This window comes from Synechococcus sp. UW140, assembly GCF_900474295.1.
Lineage (GTDB): Bacteria > Cyanobacteriota > Cyanobacteriia > PCC-6307 > Cyanobiaceae > Synechococcus_C.
Window position 1 is genome coordinate 1 of sequence record NZ_UCOB01000012.1, and the last position, 17,888, is coordinate 17,888.

Annotated in this window: 12 protein-coding genes and 1 pseudogene; 6 read left to right on the top strand and 7 right to left on the bottom strand. The window is 52.5% G+C overall.

The features are described 5' to 3' along the window. Window positions 1-217: sigma factor-like helix-turn-helix DNA-binding protein (locus tag DXY10_RS04200; RefSeq protein ID WP_305791061.1), on the top strand; the 217-nt coding region annotated here is incomplete at its 5' end. 49 nt (window positions 218-266) lie between these two features. Here DXY10_RS04200 and DXY10_RS04205 read toward each other — a convergent pair. The 4 genes from DXY10_RS04205 to bioA all read right to left on the bottom strand — a co-directional run bounded on the left by DXY10_RS04205 (window position 267) and on the right by bioA (window position 6,971). Then, on the bottom strand, window positions 267-1,214 hold the full coding sequence (locus tag DXY10_RS04205) for an alpha/beta fold hydrolase (RefSeq protein ID WP_115016538.1): 948 nt from the start codon (window positions 1,212-1,214) through the stop codon (window positions 267-269). After that, a complete protein-coding gene (locus tag DXY10_RS04210) occupies window positions 1,204-4,482 on the bottom strand; it encodes an efflux RND transporter permease subunit (RefSeq protein ID WP_115016539.1) in 3,279 nt (1,092 codons plus the stop codon). Before DXY10_RS04210 ends, DXY10_RS04205 begins: the two co-directional genes overlap by 11 nt. 6 nt (window positions 4,483-4,488) lie before the next feature. Next, on the bottom strand, window positions 4,489-5,619 hold the full coding sequence (locus DXY10_RS04215; protein WP_115016698.1) for an efflux RND transporter periplasmic adaptor subunit: 1,131 nt from the start codon (window positions 5,617-5,619) through the stop codon (window positions 4,489-4,491). A gap of 74 nt (window positions 5,620-5,693) precedes the next feature. Then, a complete protein-coding gene (gene bioA / locus DXY10_RS04220) occupies window positions 5,694-6,971 on the bottom strand; it encodes an adenosylmethionine--8-amino-7-oxononanoate transaminase (RefSeq protein WP_115016541.1) in 1,278 nt (425 codons plus the stop codon). Between the two features lie 501 nt (window positions 6,972-7,472). Between bioA and DXY10_RS04225 the strand changes: the two genes are divergently transcribed. From DXY10_RS04225 to DXY10_RS04245, 5 genes and pseudogenes are all read left to right on the top strand, one after another. Beyond that, window positions 7,473-9,014: a TolC family protein gene (locus tag DXY10_RS04225; RefSeq protein WP_136989044.1), complete on the top strand. Its 1,542-nt coding sequence runs from the start codon at window positions 7,473-7,475 to the stop codon at window positions 9,012-9,014. Between the two features lie 3 nt (window positions 9,015-9,017). Further along, window positions 9,018-10,382, top strand: a complete 1,365-nt coding sequence (locus tag DXY10_RS04230; RefSeq protein ID WP_136989046.1) for a hypothetical protein — start codon at window positions 9,018-9,020, stop codon at window positions 10,380-10,382. Window positions 10,383-10,387: 5 nt separating this feature from the next. Continuing rightward, on the top strand, window positions 10,388-12,484 hold the full coding sequence (locus DXY10_RS04235; protein WP_206749690.1) for an ATP-binding cassette domain-containing protein: 2,097 nt from the start codon (window positions 10,388-10,390) through the stop codon (window positions 12,482-12,484). Next, window positions 12,481-14,619: an ATP-binding cassette domain-containing protein gene (locus DXY10_RS04240; RefSeq protein WP_115016549.1), complete on the top strand. Its 2,139-nt coding sequence runs from the start codon at window positions 12,481-12,483 to the stop codon at window positions 14,617-14,619. Before DXY10_RS04235 ends, DXY10_RS04240 begins: the two co-directional genes overlap by 4 nt. Window positions 14,620-15,077: 458 nt before the next feature. Then, window positions 15,078-15,307 (top strand): annotated as a pseudogene (locus DXY10_RS04245) (lipoyl synthase); the annotation flags it as partial. Here the strand turns inward: DXY10_RS04245 and DXY10_RS04250 are convergent. The 3 genes from DXY10_RS04250 to DXY10_RS15070 are packed head-to-tail and all read right to left on the bottom strand — an operon-like array spanning window position 15,308 to window position 17,869. Further along, entirely contained in the window at window positions 15,308-16,417 is a 1,110-nt protein-coding gene (locus DXY10_RS04250; protein ID WP_115016551.1) for an FUSC family protein, read from the bottom strand. Then, window positions 16,407-16,610, bottom strand: a complete 204-nt coding sequence (locus DXY10_RS04255; RefSeq protein WP_115016553.1) for a hypothetical protein — start codon at window positions 16,608-16,610, stop codon at window positions 16,407-16,409. The genes DXY10_RS04250 and DXY10_RS04255 overlap by 11 nt, the downstream gene beginning before the upstream one ends. Before the next feature lie 23 nt (window positions 16,611-16,633). After that, window positions 16,634-17,869, bottom strand: coding sequence for a hypothetical protein (locus tag DXY10_RS15070; protein WP_115016555.1), 1,236 nt, complete (start codon window positions 17,867-17,869; stop codon window positions 16,634-16,636). Window positions 17,870-17,888: the final 19 nt, after the last annotated feature.

A 17,888-nucleotide genomic window follows, 5' to 3' on the forward strand; every position in this document is an offset into this window, starting at 1 on the left:
GAAGGGAGATCTGCGCGATCTGTTGGAGCAACTGCCGGAACTGCAGCGGAAGGTGCTGCGGATGCGCTATGGGATGACGGGTGAGGATCCGATGAGCCTCACCGGCATCGGCCGCATCATCGGCATTAGCCGAGACAGGGTTCGCAATCTTGAACGCGATGGTTTGGCCTGTCTACGTCGGCTCAGCCACCAAGTAGAGGCCTACGTGGCTTGTTGAAGCAGGGTTGTTTGCTGATTGTTGGCTGATCAGTGCGGTTCTGCGCTGATCAGTCTGAAGACTTGTGGAGGCACTCCAGTAGCAGAGTATTGACTTGATCAGGGCACTCGTCATGGGGGCAATGTCCTGCTGTGGCGATCACATGCAGGCTGCGTACCACCGAGAATCGCTCTGCCCAGCTCTGGGCTTCACTGAGGGGCTCCCAGGGATCATGTTCTCCCCAGATCAGATCCACCGGTACGGTCAGTGTCTTGAGCAAATCGGGAGCCAGGTGATCGTCGAAGAGGTTGATGAAACCTCGGAAGGCTTCGGCAGCACCTGGTCGTTGCGTTGGTCTGTAGAGCAGTTCCACAAGGGCGTCGTCCCGATTGCCGCCGCTTGGGTACGCCTGACGAAGCACCCGTTGAATCACTCCAGGACGGGCGGCATTGCGGAACAGGGCTGAGCTCAACCATCGCTGCGCCACGAGGGTTTTCAGCAGCGGTCTGATCCACGCCATCCAGGCCGGCTGGGTGGCGAGTTGTTTGTCATCCATCAGCCGTTGAGCACAGTCGATGAGCACCACGCTCCGGCAGGGACTATTGCCGGGGGTCGCCTTCAGCAGTTGGCTGGCACGAAGTGCCACCACGCCCCCGATCGAATTGCCCACGAGTACCACTGGTTGCTGCACCACCTCACGGCAGAAGTCTGCGACTTGTTCGCCCCAGAGATCGAAGCAGTAGCGCAAAGCTCCGTCTTGATGGACCTCCTGATCATCGTTCTGGAGCAGGGCTCGCGGCTGGCTACTGCTGCCGAATCCAATCAGGTCGAGGGCGTAGATGGTGGCATGGCGGCTGAGAGCCGGGATGGTGTGACGCCAGTGGTTGGTATTGGCCCCGAAGCCATGGATCAGAACCAAGGCCGGACGACTTTGCTGACCGGACTCCTGGCAGCACCAACCCACTTCAAGCAGTTGGTGCTGGGCTCCTTGCCAGTGCCAGATCTGATCAGCTTGCATCGTGCATGCTGTTGCTCGGTTTGTGGCCGAACCAGCGAGCTTCCAGGTCCTTGACCGTCACATAGAAAGGTGGCACCACCCCAAGAGAGAGGACCGTCGCCACCACGAGGCCGCCGAAGATCACTGTGCCCAGCGACTGCTGGCTGTTCGCACCTGCACCGTTGGCCACCACCAGGGGTAGGAAGCCTGCCAGTGCAGCGATGGCGGTCATCAGGATTGGTCGCAACCTGGATTCGGCTGATTCAACGGCGGCTTCGGTAATGCTTTTGCCCTGTGCCAGCTTCTGCTCGGCTACCTCCACGATCAGGATGCCGTTCTTGGCGGCCAGACCGATCAGGGTCACGAGACCGACCTGGGCGTAGATGTTCAGATCAATGGAACGAACAGCAAGGAAAGCAAGTGCCCCGAGCATGGCCAAAGGCACGGTGGCCAGGATGATTACCGGTGTGATGTAGCTCTCGTACTGGGCGGAAAGAACGAGGTAGACGATGAGCACACCGAGCCCGAACACCAGCACACTTGCATTACCGGCAGAGAGTTGAAGTGCGGCAAGGCCTGTGAAGGCCGAACCGATGTTCGTGTAGTTCTGAGCCTTGAACAATTGTTGGATCTTGCTGAGAGCCTGACCGCTGCTCTTGCCAATAGCCTGTACACCCTGGATTAGAACAGTGCGGTTCAGGTTGTAATGACTGATCACCGGTGGGGCGCTGCTCAGGTTTGCTTCGGCGAATTGGGAGACCTGTACCAGTTCGCCAACGCGATTCCGCACATAGAAGCTGAGAATGTCTTCGATGTTTTGGCGCTGGTCCGGAGTGCCTTGGAGATAGATGTTGCGAACCTGACCGCTCTCATATGTCAAGCCGGAGTAATTGCTTCCTGCCAGTGCCGCAATATTGTTCATCGCCTCTTGGTAGTCGATGTTGAGAGCTCCCATCACGTCCCGATTTACCTTGAGGCCGATGGCCGGTGAACTGGGGTTGAACTGGCTGTAGATGCTGGAGAAATCGCCGCTTGCAGTTGCTTCTTTAATCAGTTGGCCTGCTAGATCAGACAGATCGTTGAAGCTGTAAGTACCATTGCTGAGATCATTAAATTGGAAATAGAAGCCACCCTGGGAGGAGAAACCTGGAACTGCAGGAGGTCCTGATGCGGCAGCAAGTCCATCGCTGAGCTCGATCAATTTTGCATTGAGCCGAGTCACAATTGCCTTTGAACTATGCGCGGCTCCTTTACGTTCCTCCAAAGGCTTGAGGCCGAAGAAGAAGATGCCTTGATCGGGGCTGGAGCCATTGAAGCCGGAACCGTTGATGATTGAGGCGTTGTCTACGTCCTCCTCTTCGCTTAGGACCTTGGCGATCTGAGCGCCGAGCTTCTTGGTTTCAACCAAGGAGGCACCATTTTGCAGTTGGAAGATGCCGAGTCCATAGCCTTGGTCTTCATCAGGAATGAAGGCTTTTGGTAGAGCGGCAAACGAGAAGCAGGTGAGAACGATGCCTGCTGCCAGACCAATGAGGATGAATCTGCGCAGGGCAATTAGCTTGTTCAGCAAGCTTCCATAGGCTTGTTGCAGCCAGTCGAAGCCTTGATTGAAGGTACGGAAGATCTGAGGCAGATTGGCACCAGCGATAGCGCCCACAGCGACACCGGCGAGATAGGTCCAACTGCCAAAAGCGGCGGCACTGAATTGTCCAAAGGCGAGGCCCACAATCACTCCAACCACGATCCAGTTGCGACCTCTGGGTTCGGGTGGTTTCTGTTTTTCGAGAATCAGGCCTGAGAGCATTGGCGAGAAGGTGAGGGCATTGAACGCTGAGATCGCAATCGAGAAGGCAATCGTGAGCGCAAACTGCTTGTAGATAATTCCGATGCCGCCGGGATAGAAGGCCACTGGCACGAAAACTGCCATTAGGACAAGGGCTGTGGCCACCAGGGCGCCGAACAATTCACCCATGCAGGCCAAGGCTGCCTCGCGAGGTTTCATGCCTTTCTCGATATTGCTTGATACGGCTTCAATCACCACGATCGCGTCATCAACCACAAGGCCTGTGGCCAGCACCAGGCCTAGGAGCGTGAGTTGGTTGATTGAAAATCCGAAGACCTTCAGGAATGCAAAGCTTCCCACTAAAGAGATCGGGATCGCCAGACTGGGAACGACAGTGGCGCGCCAATTTTGGAGGAAGAGAAACAGAATCACTAGCACCAAAACGATCGCCAGACCGAGGGCGTCGATCACCCCATCAACGGAGGCTTCGATGAATTGACCGATGTCATAAATCTGATCGACACTCACCCCGGGAGGGACAATGGCATTGAACTGGTTGAGTTGTTCCACCACCGCATTGGAGACATCAAGGGCATTGCTGGATGGTGTTTGATAAACCGCGAGGGTTAGTGCTTCGTGGCCGTTTTTGTCAATTCCTTGAACTGAGAACGAGTTGGTCCCGTAGCGCACCTCGCCTACGTCCTGGAGTTTGAGCAGATTCCCTGAAGGAGAGCGATTGACGATCAGATTATTGAAGTCTTCGATTGAGATGAGATTGCCATTATTTTCAACTAAAATTGGGTAGGTATATGCCTGATTGCCTGATGCTGGCGGACCGCCAACAAGCCCTCCAATGGCGACGCTATTTTGGGATTGGACTGCGTTGATGACATCCTCGGCAGTGAGCTGGTTGGCTGCAAGCTTTTCGGGATCGACAAAGAGCCAGTACGCAGGATTGGCTCCCCCGAAAACGGTGACCGTGGCGACCCCCTCAATCCGTGAGAGGGGGTAGTAAAGCTGTTCATACACCAGTCCGTTTAAGTAAGCAGAATCAAATTGCCCCTCAGTTGAGCTGATCTCATAGGCAAGCAAAATGGAAGGGTTGCTCTGTTTGACCGAAACTCCGGTGGCTGCAACCTGCCTAGGTAGCTGTGGCTGGGCCAGGGAAACCCTGTTCTGCACATTCACCTGGTCAATGTCGATATCAGTTGTCTGGTCGAAATAGACATTGATCGTGCTGCTGCCGGTCATGTCGCTGTTCGACGAGATGTAATTGATTCCAGGAACGCCGTTGATCTGCTGCTCTAGAGGATTGGTGACGGCTTGTTCGGTAACCTCGGCATTCGCTCCGCCATACACCGCAGTGACTTGGATTAGCGGATTGGCGATATTCGGCAGGTTGGCGATTGGCAGGGTGGGAATCGCGATCACGCCGAGCAGCACAATCAAAATGCTGCAAACCGTTGTCAGGACGGGGCGCTTGATGAAGTTGTCAGAGAAGGACATTTGTACTCAGTTCGTTCTCTTGTTGACCTTCACCGGCATGCCATTGCGAAGTCGGCTGGTGTTGCTAACTGCCACTTGATCCCCGGACTGAAGACCCGACTTCACGGGGTAGTGGTTGTTTTGTAGACCCCCTAGTTCAACCTTGGTCTGGATCACGATTGGTGTGTCTCCAGGTAGCTGCTCCAGCATTGTTAGTGCTTGCTTGGAGGCATGCGCTGACGCTTTGATCGCCGGCAACGCTTGCTTGACTGGAACCAGTCGATACACAAAAGGCTGCTGGGCCTGCATCATCACGGCCTGCACCGGCACCGCCAGTTGTTCCTGTTCGCCAGTAATGATTTCGCTCTTGACGTACTGGCCTGTTTTCAGCTGTCCGGTGAGGTTGGGAAAGGTGGCTTTCACCATCACCGTGTTAGGTGCGTTCTTGCTGCCGGGAAGACCGAAGTAGGGGGAGATGAAGGTGACCTCACCCCTACCTGTCACGGGGGGATCGGTTTGGGACGCCACTTTTACGGTCTGGCCAGCTTTGACAGCATCGGCCTGTGATGCTGGAATTTGCATCAGCGTCCAGAGCGTGGTGTTTTCGACGATTCCTGTGATGGACTGGCCAGTTTTGACGTAATCCCCAAGCTTCACGGTGTCGAGATCGCCGACGATTCCATCGATGGGTGATCGCACATATTTGTATCCAAGTGTGGCCGCATCGGCGAGGGCCTTATCCCGCGAGGCGATTGCCTGGGTGACATAGCGATCCCGTTGTTTTGCGGAGGCGGCTCCTTGTTGGTAGAGGAACTCGTAGCGCTCTGCATTTAGCCGGTCAGTGCGGGCTTGAGCCTTGGAGGCGTTGAGGGATGCACTTTGCTGCACGTTATCGAGCACCAAGATCGTTTCGCCCGCTTTGACGCGCTGGCCTTCGCGGGCCATGATCTTCACTACGCGGCCTTCGCTTTCCGGTTTAAGTACCACGTTGCTAGTGGATTCCAGCAGGCTGATGGCCTGAAGTCTTGGTTGGAAGTTGGCCGTTTTGATCCGGGCGGTATTGACAGACAGGAACGTTGATTCGTGCTGGTGATGACTGCAGCTCGCAAGCAGGATCACGGATGGCAGCAGGGCCAAGACCGGGATTTGGCGATGCATCATCACTTGTTTTTTCTGACCCTAGCTGGGGTTTGGGCTTCCAGTCTTTTTGGTTAAGGTCACCTTACCCAGCCTCACCGGTCTGAGTAGAGCTTGGTAATGCCATTGTCGATGGCGGAATAGCACTTCTGCAGCTGCATGTCGCTGATGCAGAGCGGTGGCAGAAGGTACACCACGTTGCCAAGGGGCCGGATGTAGACGCCATCCGCAAGGCAGAGACTCTGCAGTTGGCGCCCTACTGGGTTGAGATAGCTCGTGCTGCCGCAGTCGAGCTCGAATGCGGCCATGGTGCCGAGGCAGCGGACTTGTTTCACCATGCTTTGGGCCGCGAGTGCTTGTAGGTGAGGTCTGTGTCGGCTTTCAAAGTCGCTGAAGCGCTCGGGGTGTTGTTCCAGCAGATCGAGGCTGGCGAGCGCAGCCGCACAGCCCAGCGGGTTGGCGGTGAAGCTGTGGCCATGGAAAAAGGTTTTTAGGGGTTCTTCGCTGATAAACCCGGCAAAGACCCGTTCGCTCGCCAGGGTGCCTCCCATGGGTAGGAAGCCGCCGGTGAGTCCTTTGGAGAGGGCCATCAGATCCGGCTGAATTCCCGCGAGTTGGGATGCGAACAGGTCGCCTGTACGGCCGAAGCCCGTCATCACTTCATCAGCGATTAGCAGAGTGCCTCGGTCGCGCACGCGAGCTTCCACTGCCCTTAAAAATTCAGGCCGAACCATTCGCATCCCTGAGGCGCCTTGGATCAGCGGCTCAAGAATCACGCCGGCAGTGGGAACGGCCAGGGCTTCCTCTAGCTCGTTGAGAGCTTGTGCCTCACGCGTTTCAATATCGGTGTCTCCCCAGTGGGTATGGGGCCAGCTAATGCGGGCCACATCAAACAGCAGTTCGTCGTATGCCTTGGTGAAGACGGAGCGCTCCCCTACGGCCATAGCTCCGAAGGTGTCACCGTGATAAGCCCCTTCGAAGGCCACCAGACGACGTCGGTCACTGCCTTGATTTCGCCACCATTGCCAGGCCATTTTCAGCGCCACTTCCACTGCAGTGGATCCGTTGTCTGAAAAGAAGAGACGGTCCAGGCCGCTGAGGGCTGCCAATCGGGTGGCGAGTTGCTCGGCAGGTTCGTGGCTGAAGTTGGCGAAGATCACTTGCTCCATCATCTGGGCCTGACGCCCGATGGCCGATGCGATCGATGGCTCGCTGTGGCCGTGCAAGGTCACCCACCAGCTGCTGATCGCGTCAATCAGTTTGCGTCCATCATCGAGTTGCAGCTCACAGCCGGCGGCGCCATTCACCCGAAGCGGCTCCGGATGCAGGGCGACTTGGGTCGTGGGGTGCCAGAGGTGCGGGTGCCAGGGCATCCAGGTTAATTAGATTGTAGATATATAGAATCTATGGTGGCATGTTGCTTAGAGCATGCGTTTGCATGGCTGCAATTAATTCAGATAGCCTTTGCCGTCATTGCAAGTTGATATCGATGAAAACCAATAATATTTAGAATGAGTTGATTTGCCTTCAAGGGCCGCTAGTCTACCTGGCCGCCATCAATTGGTTTGCTGCCAAATATCAATTTTTTTGGAGTTCCTAATTGGTTGTCTGGTAGGTCAATGTTGTGGGATGATATAAAGTTTGATGAGGATTAATCAAGCGACGTTTGTAGGCATCTATGGACTGGTGCTTTGCGCGCGTCTGGCTCATCCACATAATACGCGCTTGAGCGTATGCTTGCTCATTTTGCCAATTCTGGCGTCCAGGCTAATTATATTGTTCAAGACCTACTCTCGAGCGATAGTTGCACTCTGCTGTCTGGGCTTGGTTTGTTGGCTGCTTGATTCATGGCTTAAAGCTTATTCGCTGACGCCTTGTCGGATCTTCTTCTTCTATTAGGATGTTTATCGTATATGGGAATTTGCTTGTCTCCGGTTAGCGGCACTTCTGTAGTTAGACTTCTGGTCTGCATCTCCACTGCTTTGGCCAGCTTTGGTGGAGTTGTTCATGCCTTTTCTAGTGACCAATCGCTGCTGCCGGATCAGCTGCAGGAGGCCCGTGACCTTCTTGAGTTGTCTCAGCGTGCCGATTTGGATGGAGTGATTGAGGCCGCCCTTCTTCGCAATCCGAGGCTCCTCTCTGCATCCCAAAGGATCGAAGCACGACGTTCTCAGCTTTCCTCTTCTGAGCGTCGATGGCTCCCTAAGGCTCTATTTAATACTTCTGGCGATCAACCTTTGCTTGGCCAATATTTTGAGACTGATATTGCAAGGGATCCAAAAAATGATCTCGCATCCTCTCACACATTTGATAACTATGGTATTGGCTCACTGAATTTGCAAGTCTCCTGGAATTTCTGGGAGCCTAGTCGTCAGCCTGCTATTAACGTTTCTTCTTTTCAGCTTGATGCAGAGAAGTTGACCTTTGATGTGATCGCACGCAGTATCGTTCTTGATGCTCAATTGGCCTACTATGAGCTGCAGGAGAACCAGCATCTAATAGATATTTATGAGGGTATTTACCATCGCAATCGCCAGCTTTTGGAGATTGTCGAGTCCCAGTTCAAAGGTGGTCTAGTTCATATCGGTGATGTGAGTCAGCAGAAGACTCTTTTGCTAAGTCAATTGATCACCCTGGATGGGTTGTATAGAGTGCAGCTTCAGGTTGCTTCAGACTTGGCTCGCATTATGGGGCTACCGTCAGGGTCTGCTGTGCTTCCTATTGGATTAGGGACTGACCGCCTGACGACTTGGGACCTGGATTTGAATCAATCCATACAAGATGGTCTCGCTTTGCGTGAAGAAATTCGTATTGCTTTGGCTGATGCAAATGCTCAAGATTGGGAGGCTCAGCGCTTGGTAAACCTTTATTTGCCAGTCATGGGCCTGAGCGCTAATGGCTACAAGAGTTATTCTCGGGGAGTTTTTGATGGAGACATCAATGGCAATAATAATTCTTACCGAGCAACTAATTCTTATGCCGAATTGACTTTAGGACTCGGTTTTAATTGGAATTTTTATGATGGTGGCGTTCGCGCTGCCCAGGCTGCTGCAAGCCGTAATCTTGCTGCTGCTCAGCGACACGATGCAGATGGAGAGCGGAATAGGGTGGGTAATCAGATTCGTAGTAGTTATGCCGCTTACCTGACAGCAAAACATGCTTTGCCTGATTCGGAAGAAGCCATCCGAACCGCAAAATTAGCAGTGGATGTGGCCTCGCAACGTTATGGCGCTGGCATTGGTGATATCACAACTGTTGTTCAAGCGACACAGCTACTCGGCGAAGCATCTAGGCAACGTAAGGCTGTAAGGCTGACTTATCGAAATGCAGTTGCAGAGCTTTATCGCTACTCTGGACTATGGCCGAAACCCTACCGAAGCCAAATTCGTACGTTGCTTAAACTAGACAATCCTTGACTAATGAATCATTCTAAACATCAAATAAATTCGTCGGTTCGCTTGATTTCTTCCCCGCTTAGGGCCGCTATCGCTATTACGATTTTCATTAGTGTAGGTGGCCTTCTTTGGGCATGCTTTGCAAAGATACCTATTTATGTTGATGGCTTTGCAATATTATTACGTAGTGGAAATAATCGCCGCTTGCATAGTCATGCAGAGGGTGAGTTGAATCATAATTTTAATGCTGATGGTGTTACCCCTAGTCAGCTCGATAAGGATCTGTATGCGATTAGCCATCTTGGTCAAAAGATGGATTCCAGTAAGAGTGCTCGCCTTGCCGAACAAGTCTTAGTCATGACTTCACAGCGGGAGCGATCGCAAGCTGGAACGGATACGGACAAGTTGCTACCCCGTGGAACATTGCTGAGCTGGATCGACTCTCCTTCTGAACGAGCAAATTTAAGTGACAGTCTTAATTACTATAGGCTGACAGAAAAGGCAAGAATCTCGACAGCTAAAGAGTTAAGTACAATTGATCTTAGGCTTCAGCAAAAAATTACTTTGCTTGGTCGAGAACTACAAACTCAGACGGATTTTCTTGAGACAATTAAGACACTTGGTTCTCGTGGTTATGCGAGCAAGGTCAAGGTTCTAGATCAGCAAACTAAAGTCGACGCTATTCTTAGTGAGATCCTCTCCCATCAAGAGAGACTTGCTGCAAACAAAGCACAGCTTCTGCAAGCTGAGATTGCGGCCGAGACGGCCAGTACTGACCTTGTTAAGGAGCTTAGAACGTATGCAGGTCATAATTTAATATTTGCGGAGCATGATCTTTATATATCAGGTATTTTGGCTCCCAACCTTACTCAGGTGAGGTCAAAGGACCCTGTTCTTCGTGTTTCTCGTGAGTCTGCTCTACGTCTTCCTGAGGTTATTCCTGGTTTTCTTACTCAGCAGGCGGCTCAACAGGTGCGTCCTGGCATGAAGGTGCTTGCTACTCCAATAGGTATGAGCCGTGCTCAATATGGTGGCATGCTTGCAGAAGTGGTCCATGTGAAAAGGCTACCTTCATCGATCACTCAAATTCGTGAGAATGTGGGCAGTGAAGGAGTTGCTAATGAATTGACAACATTGATTCCTCAGCCCACTCATATAGTTATTGAGTTAGAGGCTGATTCTTCTACTCAAGATTCTACGAAGGAAGGAATTAAGTGGTCTTCCTCTGGCCAAATTCCTTACCCTATCCGTCAAGGTGATTTGTTGAGTATTCAGATTACAACACAAAGAGTTCGCCCTATTAGCTTATTGATACCTTGGCTTAGGAAGTTCTCTGGCACTAGTGCTCCAATGCTCACTCCAGAGAGTAGTGGTGCTGTAAGTAGATGAGCCAGATGTCATTTCAGCCAGAAACAAAACTACCTCAGCTTCTACAAAGTGTGCAGGCTGAGTCTGGTGCTGTAGCTTTGGGTATTGTTTTAGCGTTATATGGGAAGTCATGTTGTTTGAGTGAATTATGTATTGCTAGTGGCGTCACACGAGATGGCACTAATCCTAAGAAATTGTTGCATGCGGCCGAGCACTTTGGCCTGACTGGCGATTGGAAGATATCCAACAACAGGTTGGACATCAAGAATATGATTGAAGATCAATGTATGCCATTAATCTGTGTCGATGAATCTAATTGCTATTTTGTAGTCCTTAATATTAAGGCCACTACGGTTGAAATCTATGACACACGTCTTGGTCGCCTTCAGAAAAGTCTCGATCAGATAGTCGCCAACCAGATATTGGTACTGAGTCCTTCAAGGGACTTTCATACATCTGATGCACTGCCTTATTGGCGGAGTTGTTTGCAATTAGCTTTGCCTCTGAAGTGGGAGTTTATTGCTTTAGTGCTATTGGCCACAGTATCTGTTATACCAATTTTGATGATTGCAGCATGTTCGTCGCAGTTCATAGATCAGTTTCTCGAGCAGAGACGCCTATCCTTCGGAGTACCTATTGTTTGGCTAGCACTCATCGCTCTTTCTCTGAAAGTAGCGATGAGCTTAACCAGTGATGTTCTACTTAGGCGCATGAGCTATGTCCTGGAGAGACGGATGGCAGATGATGTTTTCGAAACATTATTTACACGCTCATCTTCTTTTTTGGAAAGGCGAGATTCTGGAGATATGGCATCTCGTTTAATGTATCCATATCTTGTACCTGGGAGTGCAATCTTTGCATTTCTTTCTCCCGCTCTTGGTCTGTGGACAAGCACTCTAATTGTCATATTTTCAGCCTTCATTTCGATCCCACTATTTCTGTTTGTTTTGACAGGCTTTATTGCAATCTTGATCGCTTCTTACCGGGTAACAGTCAGCACAAGTGATAATTTAACAATTCTCCAAAAAAGCAATAGCTCTCGTTTTTCAATCGCTTTTCAGATGATTAATAACCTGGAATCCCTCAAGTCAGACGGAATAGAGTTTAATATTCTGAACAAGTGGCACTCTTTTTTCGCTGAGGGTGTTCAACAGAATCTATCTATTGGAAAGCAAAAAGTAATTCGCAATGTGAGCATTGATGGGTCTATATTTGTTACCCAAGCCCTTCTTTTGGGTGTTGGGGGGATACTGATTATCCAAGGCAGTGTATCGCTAGGAAGTTTGTTGGCTTTTTTATTCATTCAGGATCAGATTGCAGAGTCCCTTTTTTCTATTCCTGCTATTAGTAATGGATGGCAGTCTCTGCAGGGAAAATTGTTGTTGCATGATGACCTCAAGCAAGCTGAGGTTGATGTTTGGCATAAGCCCTTTGAGCGTACTCGCTCTGACGAATCTGATGAATATTCGGATTCATTTGAGATTGAGCTTGTTGATGTTGCTTACCGCTTTAGTCACCTAGATCAACCTGTTCTTTCTGACATTAACTGCACGATAAAAAATGGAATGCATGTTTTACTTCGTGGTGAGAGTGGATCAGGTAAAACACTTTTCATGCAGTTGCTTTCCGGACTACGCCATCCTTCTGAAGGCACGCAAATGTTGAATGGCACGTCAATTAGCGAAATCGATAGTAATTATTGGCATCGAAATGTTGTTTACTTGGGAGAAGATATACCTTTGTTTGATGGCACTATACTAGAAAATATTACTTGTTGGCGCAGCAATTGTAGCACTGTAGATGTAATCAAGGTGTCTTCTGTTGTTGGCCTAACACATTGGATCCGTCGTTTTGAACGTGGTTTTGAGCATCATCTAGTCAATCCTAATCAGATATTATGTAATAGTCAAAAAATTCAGTTGGGTATTGCTCGGATCTTGTGTGGTAAACCTCGGATTGCGCTGATAGATGTTAATACAGCCGAGCTTCGAAGTGAGGATGAGAAGCGAATTTACAACTTTTGTCGCGATGAGGGCATCTCGCTCGTCAGTCTTTCTGAACGAAGTGCTCATCATGCTCTATATGATCAAATATTATTTCTTCAGAGAGGCAAGCTGTTGTGAATAGCCGAGACGCTGAATATCTCTCTAGTCTGGATAAAGATATTTACTCTCTTAGGCCAGGTCGCAGTGAGATTGGCCCTGCTGATCCATCATTATTGTTAATTAGTACGGCTCTGAGGCTTCTAGATATTAAAAGTAAACGTCTTGATCCTGTTGGTGCCAAGGGTGATATCTTTTCCAATCTCGAGTTCAATCATATCTATCATCGGCGTGTTTCACTTCCTTGTGATCTTGAGAATGGAGAATATCCTCTTCTATTGCTTTTGAATGCGTCCAACGCAACTCCCTATTTGCTTAAACGCAATGGCCGACTGAATCAGCTCTTGGCGATTCGTAATGGTCAAGTTTGCATCTTGCCGAAGAGTCAATGGCCTGACTTTGCTGATAATGCTTACGAGCTGCATGCTTGCTTTCGTGACAGCATTGCTGGGATCGGTGAGCTGTTGCGGCTTGCCTATAAGCCAGAGCTCAGGGCGATCGGCTTGCTGCTGTTGATATCTGCTCTTGTCCTTGCAGTTAGTCTTTGTATACCTATTCTCACGAATACGCTGGTCACAACTGTTCTCCCAGAGACCAATTTGAGATTTCTTGCTGAGTGCCTGTTTGTTGTTGCACTCATTGTGGTTGCTTCTATCACCAGTCAGTACTTACAACAGATAATGATTCTGCGATTGGAAACGATTGGCAACCAACGTTTGCAGCTTGGCATGTGGCAGCATTTTCTTAAATTGCCGATTTCTTTCGTCGCCAATAGAAATAGTGGTGATATATATGCTGGTGTTAGTGCAATATCAAAGATACGAAGCTACGTGGGTGCTGGTGCACTTACCTCTGGGCTTTCGGCTTTGTTTTCATTTGCTTTTCTCGCTTTGATGATTAAATATAGCCCAAGCCTTGCCATTTGGATGATAATGGTTGTTGCCCTTGTTTTATTAGTTGTTTTCTTGATTGCACGCAGGGCCATCTCCCTGAATGAACAGGCGTTTAATATAAAAAGTCGTCTTAATGGCATCAGTGATGAACTGAGTTCAAGTGTTCTCCCTATTCGTGCTCTGGGTGCAGAGATCCCTTTTCTGCGTCGTTGGATGCATGATTACACAAACATGGCCAAGATCTCGATGCAACTTGATTTGCATGAGCAGTGCATTGATGTAATTCTCAGCTCCCTTAGTCCACTCGGGTCGGTACTGCTATTTGCTGTTGCTGTTTGGCAAGTCCTTGATGAGCCAGAAACTATCGGTGATCCTCGGCTTGTTGGCAGCTTTATTGCTTTCTACTCGGCTTTCATAGCATTTAGTTCATCAATTGCTGATGCCGCTGCCAATCTTACAGACGTTTTCGCCAATGTATCTGTTCTCTGGCGTAAGGCAAAAGTCATTCTAGAGGCTCGTATTGAGCCTGGCTGGAAGGCTACTGTTGCTAATCATTTTTTTCTTGGCCACATCACTTTAAATGAGGTTGTTATTCGGCCAGATGGCCTAAGAGAGCCGCTGCTTCAAGACATTTCTATTGATATTTCTCCTGGCAGTATTGTCGCAATCCTTGGAAAGAAGGCTTCGGGAAAGTCTCTGCTGCTCAAGACTGTTCTGGGTTTGGTTGTTCCTGAGAGTGGGGATGCTTTGGTAGATGGTATCCCAGTGGCCAAAGTGTCTTCTCGTGGCCTACGTGGACAAGTTGGATATGTTCAACAGCGAGTAGTTCTTGAAGAGGTTTCAATTCGTACTTTATTGTCTGGTCAATATCAGTACCCAGATTCTCTTATTTGGCACACTCTTGAGTTGCTTGGCTTGGAGGAGCGTGTTCGTTCCATTCCGAAGCAATTAGATGCAGAGCTGGTCGATGGTGGTGTTCCATTCTCTCGAGGGGAGAGGAAGCTTCTAGCGCTTGCCCGCGCCCTACTTAGGAAGCCTGCAGCTCTTTTGCTTGACGAAGTATTGGTTGGATTGCCACACAGGGATCACGCTCGGTTGATTGATATTATTCGCTCTCAGGATTCCACCATTTTAATGATTCCGAGTCATTGGTCAGAGCTTGAAATAGTTGACCATGTTGTTGTGCTTGATGAAGGGCGGATCTGTTTCTCTGGTCGAATTGGTGACTCTAGTTTTGACCAGTCCTTGATTGATCTTGCCTGAGGACTCTGGTGTTCTTGCAATTCTAATTTGGAGTACACTCTTTCCCCGTAAATGTGGATTGTTCATGTGCTTTCTTTCGCTGCATTAATTAGATATTTGTTGTGTGTCCAGTTGGAGGTGTTCTCGTTGGTATGTTTGTTCTTTCGGCTTGATTTGTATTGTGAAGTCTGGTCTTACAGCGCTATTGAATTGATTGCTTCGTATTCTTTCTCGATTTTGCCCGTCGTGTCGAATCAGGATTTGAATAGTTTGCAGCTCTGCGCAATGCCAACGAAGTATTCACGCTTCAGCGGTCGCGAACTGTTGGAGAACGTGTCGGCAGGTGCTGGACTGCGTTGACCGCAGCTCTAGCTACCAACTTGCGAAGCTGTCACAGCACTTCAGATTTGTGAGTGTCCATTTGGGATGGCCCAGGGCTGTAAGGCCTTAGAGGGCGAGAAGCTGAAGGGTTGGAGACCCTGGCCGACCTGCGCCGCTACTGGGTCGACATCTTCACGATCGGCCAGTCACTGTCTCCTGGCCCCAACCACCTGGCGGCTGTTCTTTTCGTGCCACCCAGTCAGTTCGACACCTACAGCCGCATCGGCGAGGAGGAGCTCCGCTTTTTGCAGGTGGTGAGCACTCCCCTCACCCGCAGCAGCTACCCCGCTGGCGAGTGCAGCGACTAATGGCGATCCATCCGCGCTGATCAGGGCGGAGTAGGCAACCGCTGGCCCAGCCAGGAGGCCTCCTCCCTGGCCGCGGGATAGAGCCTGGCGAGTTCCTCGCGGGCACTGGGATCCGAGCGCTCCAAGAGCTGCCGATAGCGACTTAGGGCGGAATCTGGAAACAGCAACAGTCCCGATAGCAGCGCCAGCGCACAGCCGAGCAGGTAATCAATCCAGCGGTTGGGGATGTACCAGGACACCAGCGGTCCATAACCGGCAAAGGCGACACCGCTTGAGATCAGGGCGGTGCGCAGATAAGGACCGAGATTGAGGGCGGCCACAAAGGCGGCGGTGCCACCCATGGCCAGGGCGACAGCGACACTATTGAGACCGATGGTGTTGAACACGAGCAGGGGCATCAGCACCCCCAGGCTCATGCCCACCATCCGATCCCGCACCCGGGCGAGGGTGGCTCCGATGCTGTCGTTGAGCAACAGCACCACGCCGAAATAGAGGTATTTGGGTGTCTGGGTTCCCAGCCCCACCCCGATCGTCAAAGCGAAGGCCGTCAACACCAGCTTGCGCCAGAAACTCCAGCTGCTCAGCGCAAGCCGGTAGCGCTGCGGCATGGGCAGATCGTCACCCTCCGGCCCACTCGGTGGTGCTGGCGCGCCATAGCCAGATGGCGTGAGGCCCCATTGCAGGGCGGTGCCGATGGCGAGGCCGATGGCCACGGCCTCCAGCTGATGCCCCCAATCCGTCCAGGTGGCGGCGGGATCGAGCAGGGGCAGCACCCCGGCTGCCGCCACCACATTGGTCAGCAGGGCCAACTTCGCTGGCAAGGCCACCGCCAGCAGCTGCATCAACACGCCCACCACCCCAAACCACCACACCTCGGGACCGGCGGGGAACATCAGGCGCACGCTGAGGCCGATGACCATCGACAGACCGGCGATCACCATCAACACCGGATAGATCAACACTGGCCAGCGGCAGAAATCGGGTCGCACCACGAGCACTCCCACCACAACGCCATAGGCGGCGGGAATGTCACCCAGTCCCAGGGTGAGGCAGACCTGATGGGTGAGGCTGGCAGCCAGACCGATCGCCAGGGCTGCTCGCAATCCCAGCCACTGCTGTTCAGTCGCCATGGGGCTTAGACGGCTCCTGCTTGAGGGCTTGGACCAAGCCCACCAGCAGCACGATCAGCAGAAGCGCAAACCAGAACCAGAGCCTTGGTGCCGTGCTCGACACGGTGATCGCCAGCAGCACTAGGGCAATCCAGGGGGCTGGCTGGCGAAGGGCAGCCAACCAGCTGGAAGAAGCGAGGCGATGGCGCGGCATGAGGTCAGAGCGGTACAGGAGGGTCAGCGGGTGATTCCGGCGATCCAGCGCAGGAACGGCAGGGCATAGCTGAGCAGCGAGCGCCGTTCCACCACTGCCTTGGCTTCGGCGGGCTGGCCGGACTCAAAGCGAAGGCTTGGTCCGCGGCCAGCGCTCCAACGCAGACCGGAGGGAGTCTCGGCGGATTCCAGTGTCACGCGCACCAGCATGACCGGCGCCGTCGCCTTGGCGGGGAGGATCGCGAGGGGGTCGCCGCCCTCTCCAAAAGCCTCCTGACGGGCACGGGCCACGAGCGACGCGGCAAGATCCACCTCACCTACTGCGCTCGCAAGGGAGGCTGCATCCAGCGAGGTGGGGGAAATGGCAGCGATCGTGCCCTCCACACCGCCGTAACGCTGGGCCGTGCCGCCGTATTGGTTTCGGCTCTGAAGAATCGGTTCGATCTCGATCGCAGATCCCACCCTCAAGCGCGTGGAATCCGCCTCCGTGAACAGCGCCATCGCCTGACGCGACGACGTTTTAGGCCGCTCCAGCGCCAGGGTGCCCAGCCGTGCTCCCGGGAGAACGGGCTGACCGGCCTCCACAGCCCAACTCACCAGGCGGCCCGGCTCCGGAGCCCGCACCTCCAGGGAACGGGTCTGGGCCTCCAGTTCCGCCCGAGTGGCCCGCAGCTGGGCCTGCTCGGCCTGCAATAGGCCCCGGTTGGCCTGCAGCTGGGCGATCTTCGCCTCCAGGGAGCGGATGGCGGCCTTGTTGCCGAGATACAGATTCTGGGCCGCGACCCAAAGGGGGCTGTAGGTGGGAATTACCTTCTCCTGGCGCAGTTGCTCCAGGGCCGTGAGCTGCTGGCCAACAGGCTGGTTGCTGACCTCCAGGGTGCTGATCTGCTGGCGTAGAGCGCCAACCTCGGCACTGTTGGCCTGCAGTTGCTCCGCCAGTCCCCGCTGCTTGGCGGCATTCGCCTCCAATTGACGGGCGAGCGCCTGGGGCTGGCCAGCGGGAGCGCTGCCACCGGCGGCCGCCTGATCGATGCGGTCGAGGCTGGCCACCACCTGATCACGGCTGACCCGCGCTCCCACGGGAATGCTGAGATCCAGAACCTGGCCGGCGGAGCGGCTGTAAAGCCCGCGTCGATCGCCCGGCGCCAGCAGAACAGCCGCGCCAAACACCTCAACCTCGATCAAGGGGAGCACGGACCAGACGGCCGTGGCTCCTGTGACCAGAGCGATTGGCCAACACCTCTTCAGCAGGGCGCTCATCACACTCAGGAACCGCGCG

Bases quoted from the DNA above. Each gene is read 5' to 3' on its own strand.
- DXY10_RS04205 (WP_115016538.1), bottom strand. From the start codon at position 1,214: ATGCAAGCTGATCAGATCTGGCACTGGCAAGGAGCCCAGCACCAACTG.
- DXY10_RS04210 (WP_115016539.1), bottom strand. From the start codon at position 4,482: ATGTCCTTCTCTGACAACTTCATCAAGCGCCCCGTCCTGACAACGGTT.
- DXY10_RS04215 (WP_115016698.1), bottom strand. From the start codon at position 5,619: ATGCATCGCCAAATCCCGGTCTTGGCCCTGCTGCCATCCGTGATCCTG.
- bioA (WP_115016541.1), bottom strand. From the start codon at position 6,971: ATGCCCTGGCACCCGCACCTCTGGCACCCCACGACCCAAGTCGCCCTG.
- DXY10_RS04230 (WP_136989046.1), top strand. From the start codon at position 9,018: ATGAATCATTCTAAACATCAAATAAATTCGTCGGTTCGCTTGATTTCT.
- DXY10_RS04235 (WP_206749690.1), top strand. From the start codon at position 10,388: ATGTCATTTCAGCCAGAAACAAAACTACCTCAGCTTCTACAAAGTGTG.
- DXY10_RS04250 (WP_115016551.1), bottom strand. From the start codon at position 16,417: ATGGCGACTGAACAGCAGTGGCTGGGATTGCGAGCAGCCCTGGCGATC.
- DXY10_RS04255 (WP_115016553.1), bottom strand. From the start codon at position 16,610: ATGCCGCGCCATCGCCTCGCTTCTTCCAGCTGGTTGGCTGCCCTTCGC.
- DXY10_RS15070 (WP_115016555.1), bottom strand. From the start codon at position 17,869: ATGAGCGCCCTGCTGAAGAGGTGTTGGCCAATCGCTCTGGTCACAGGA.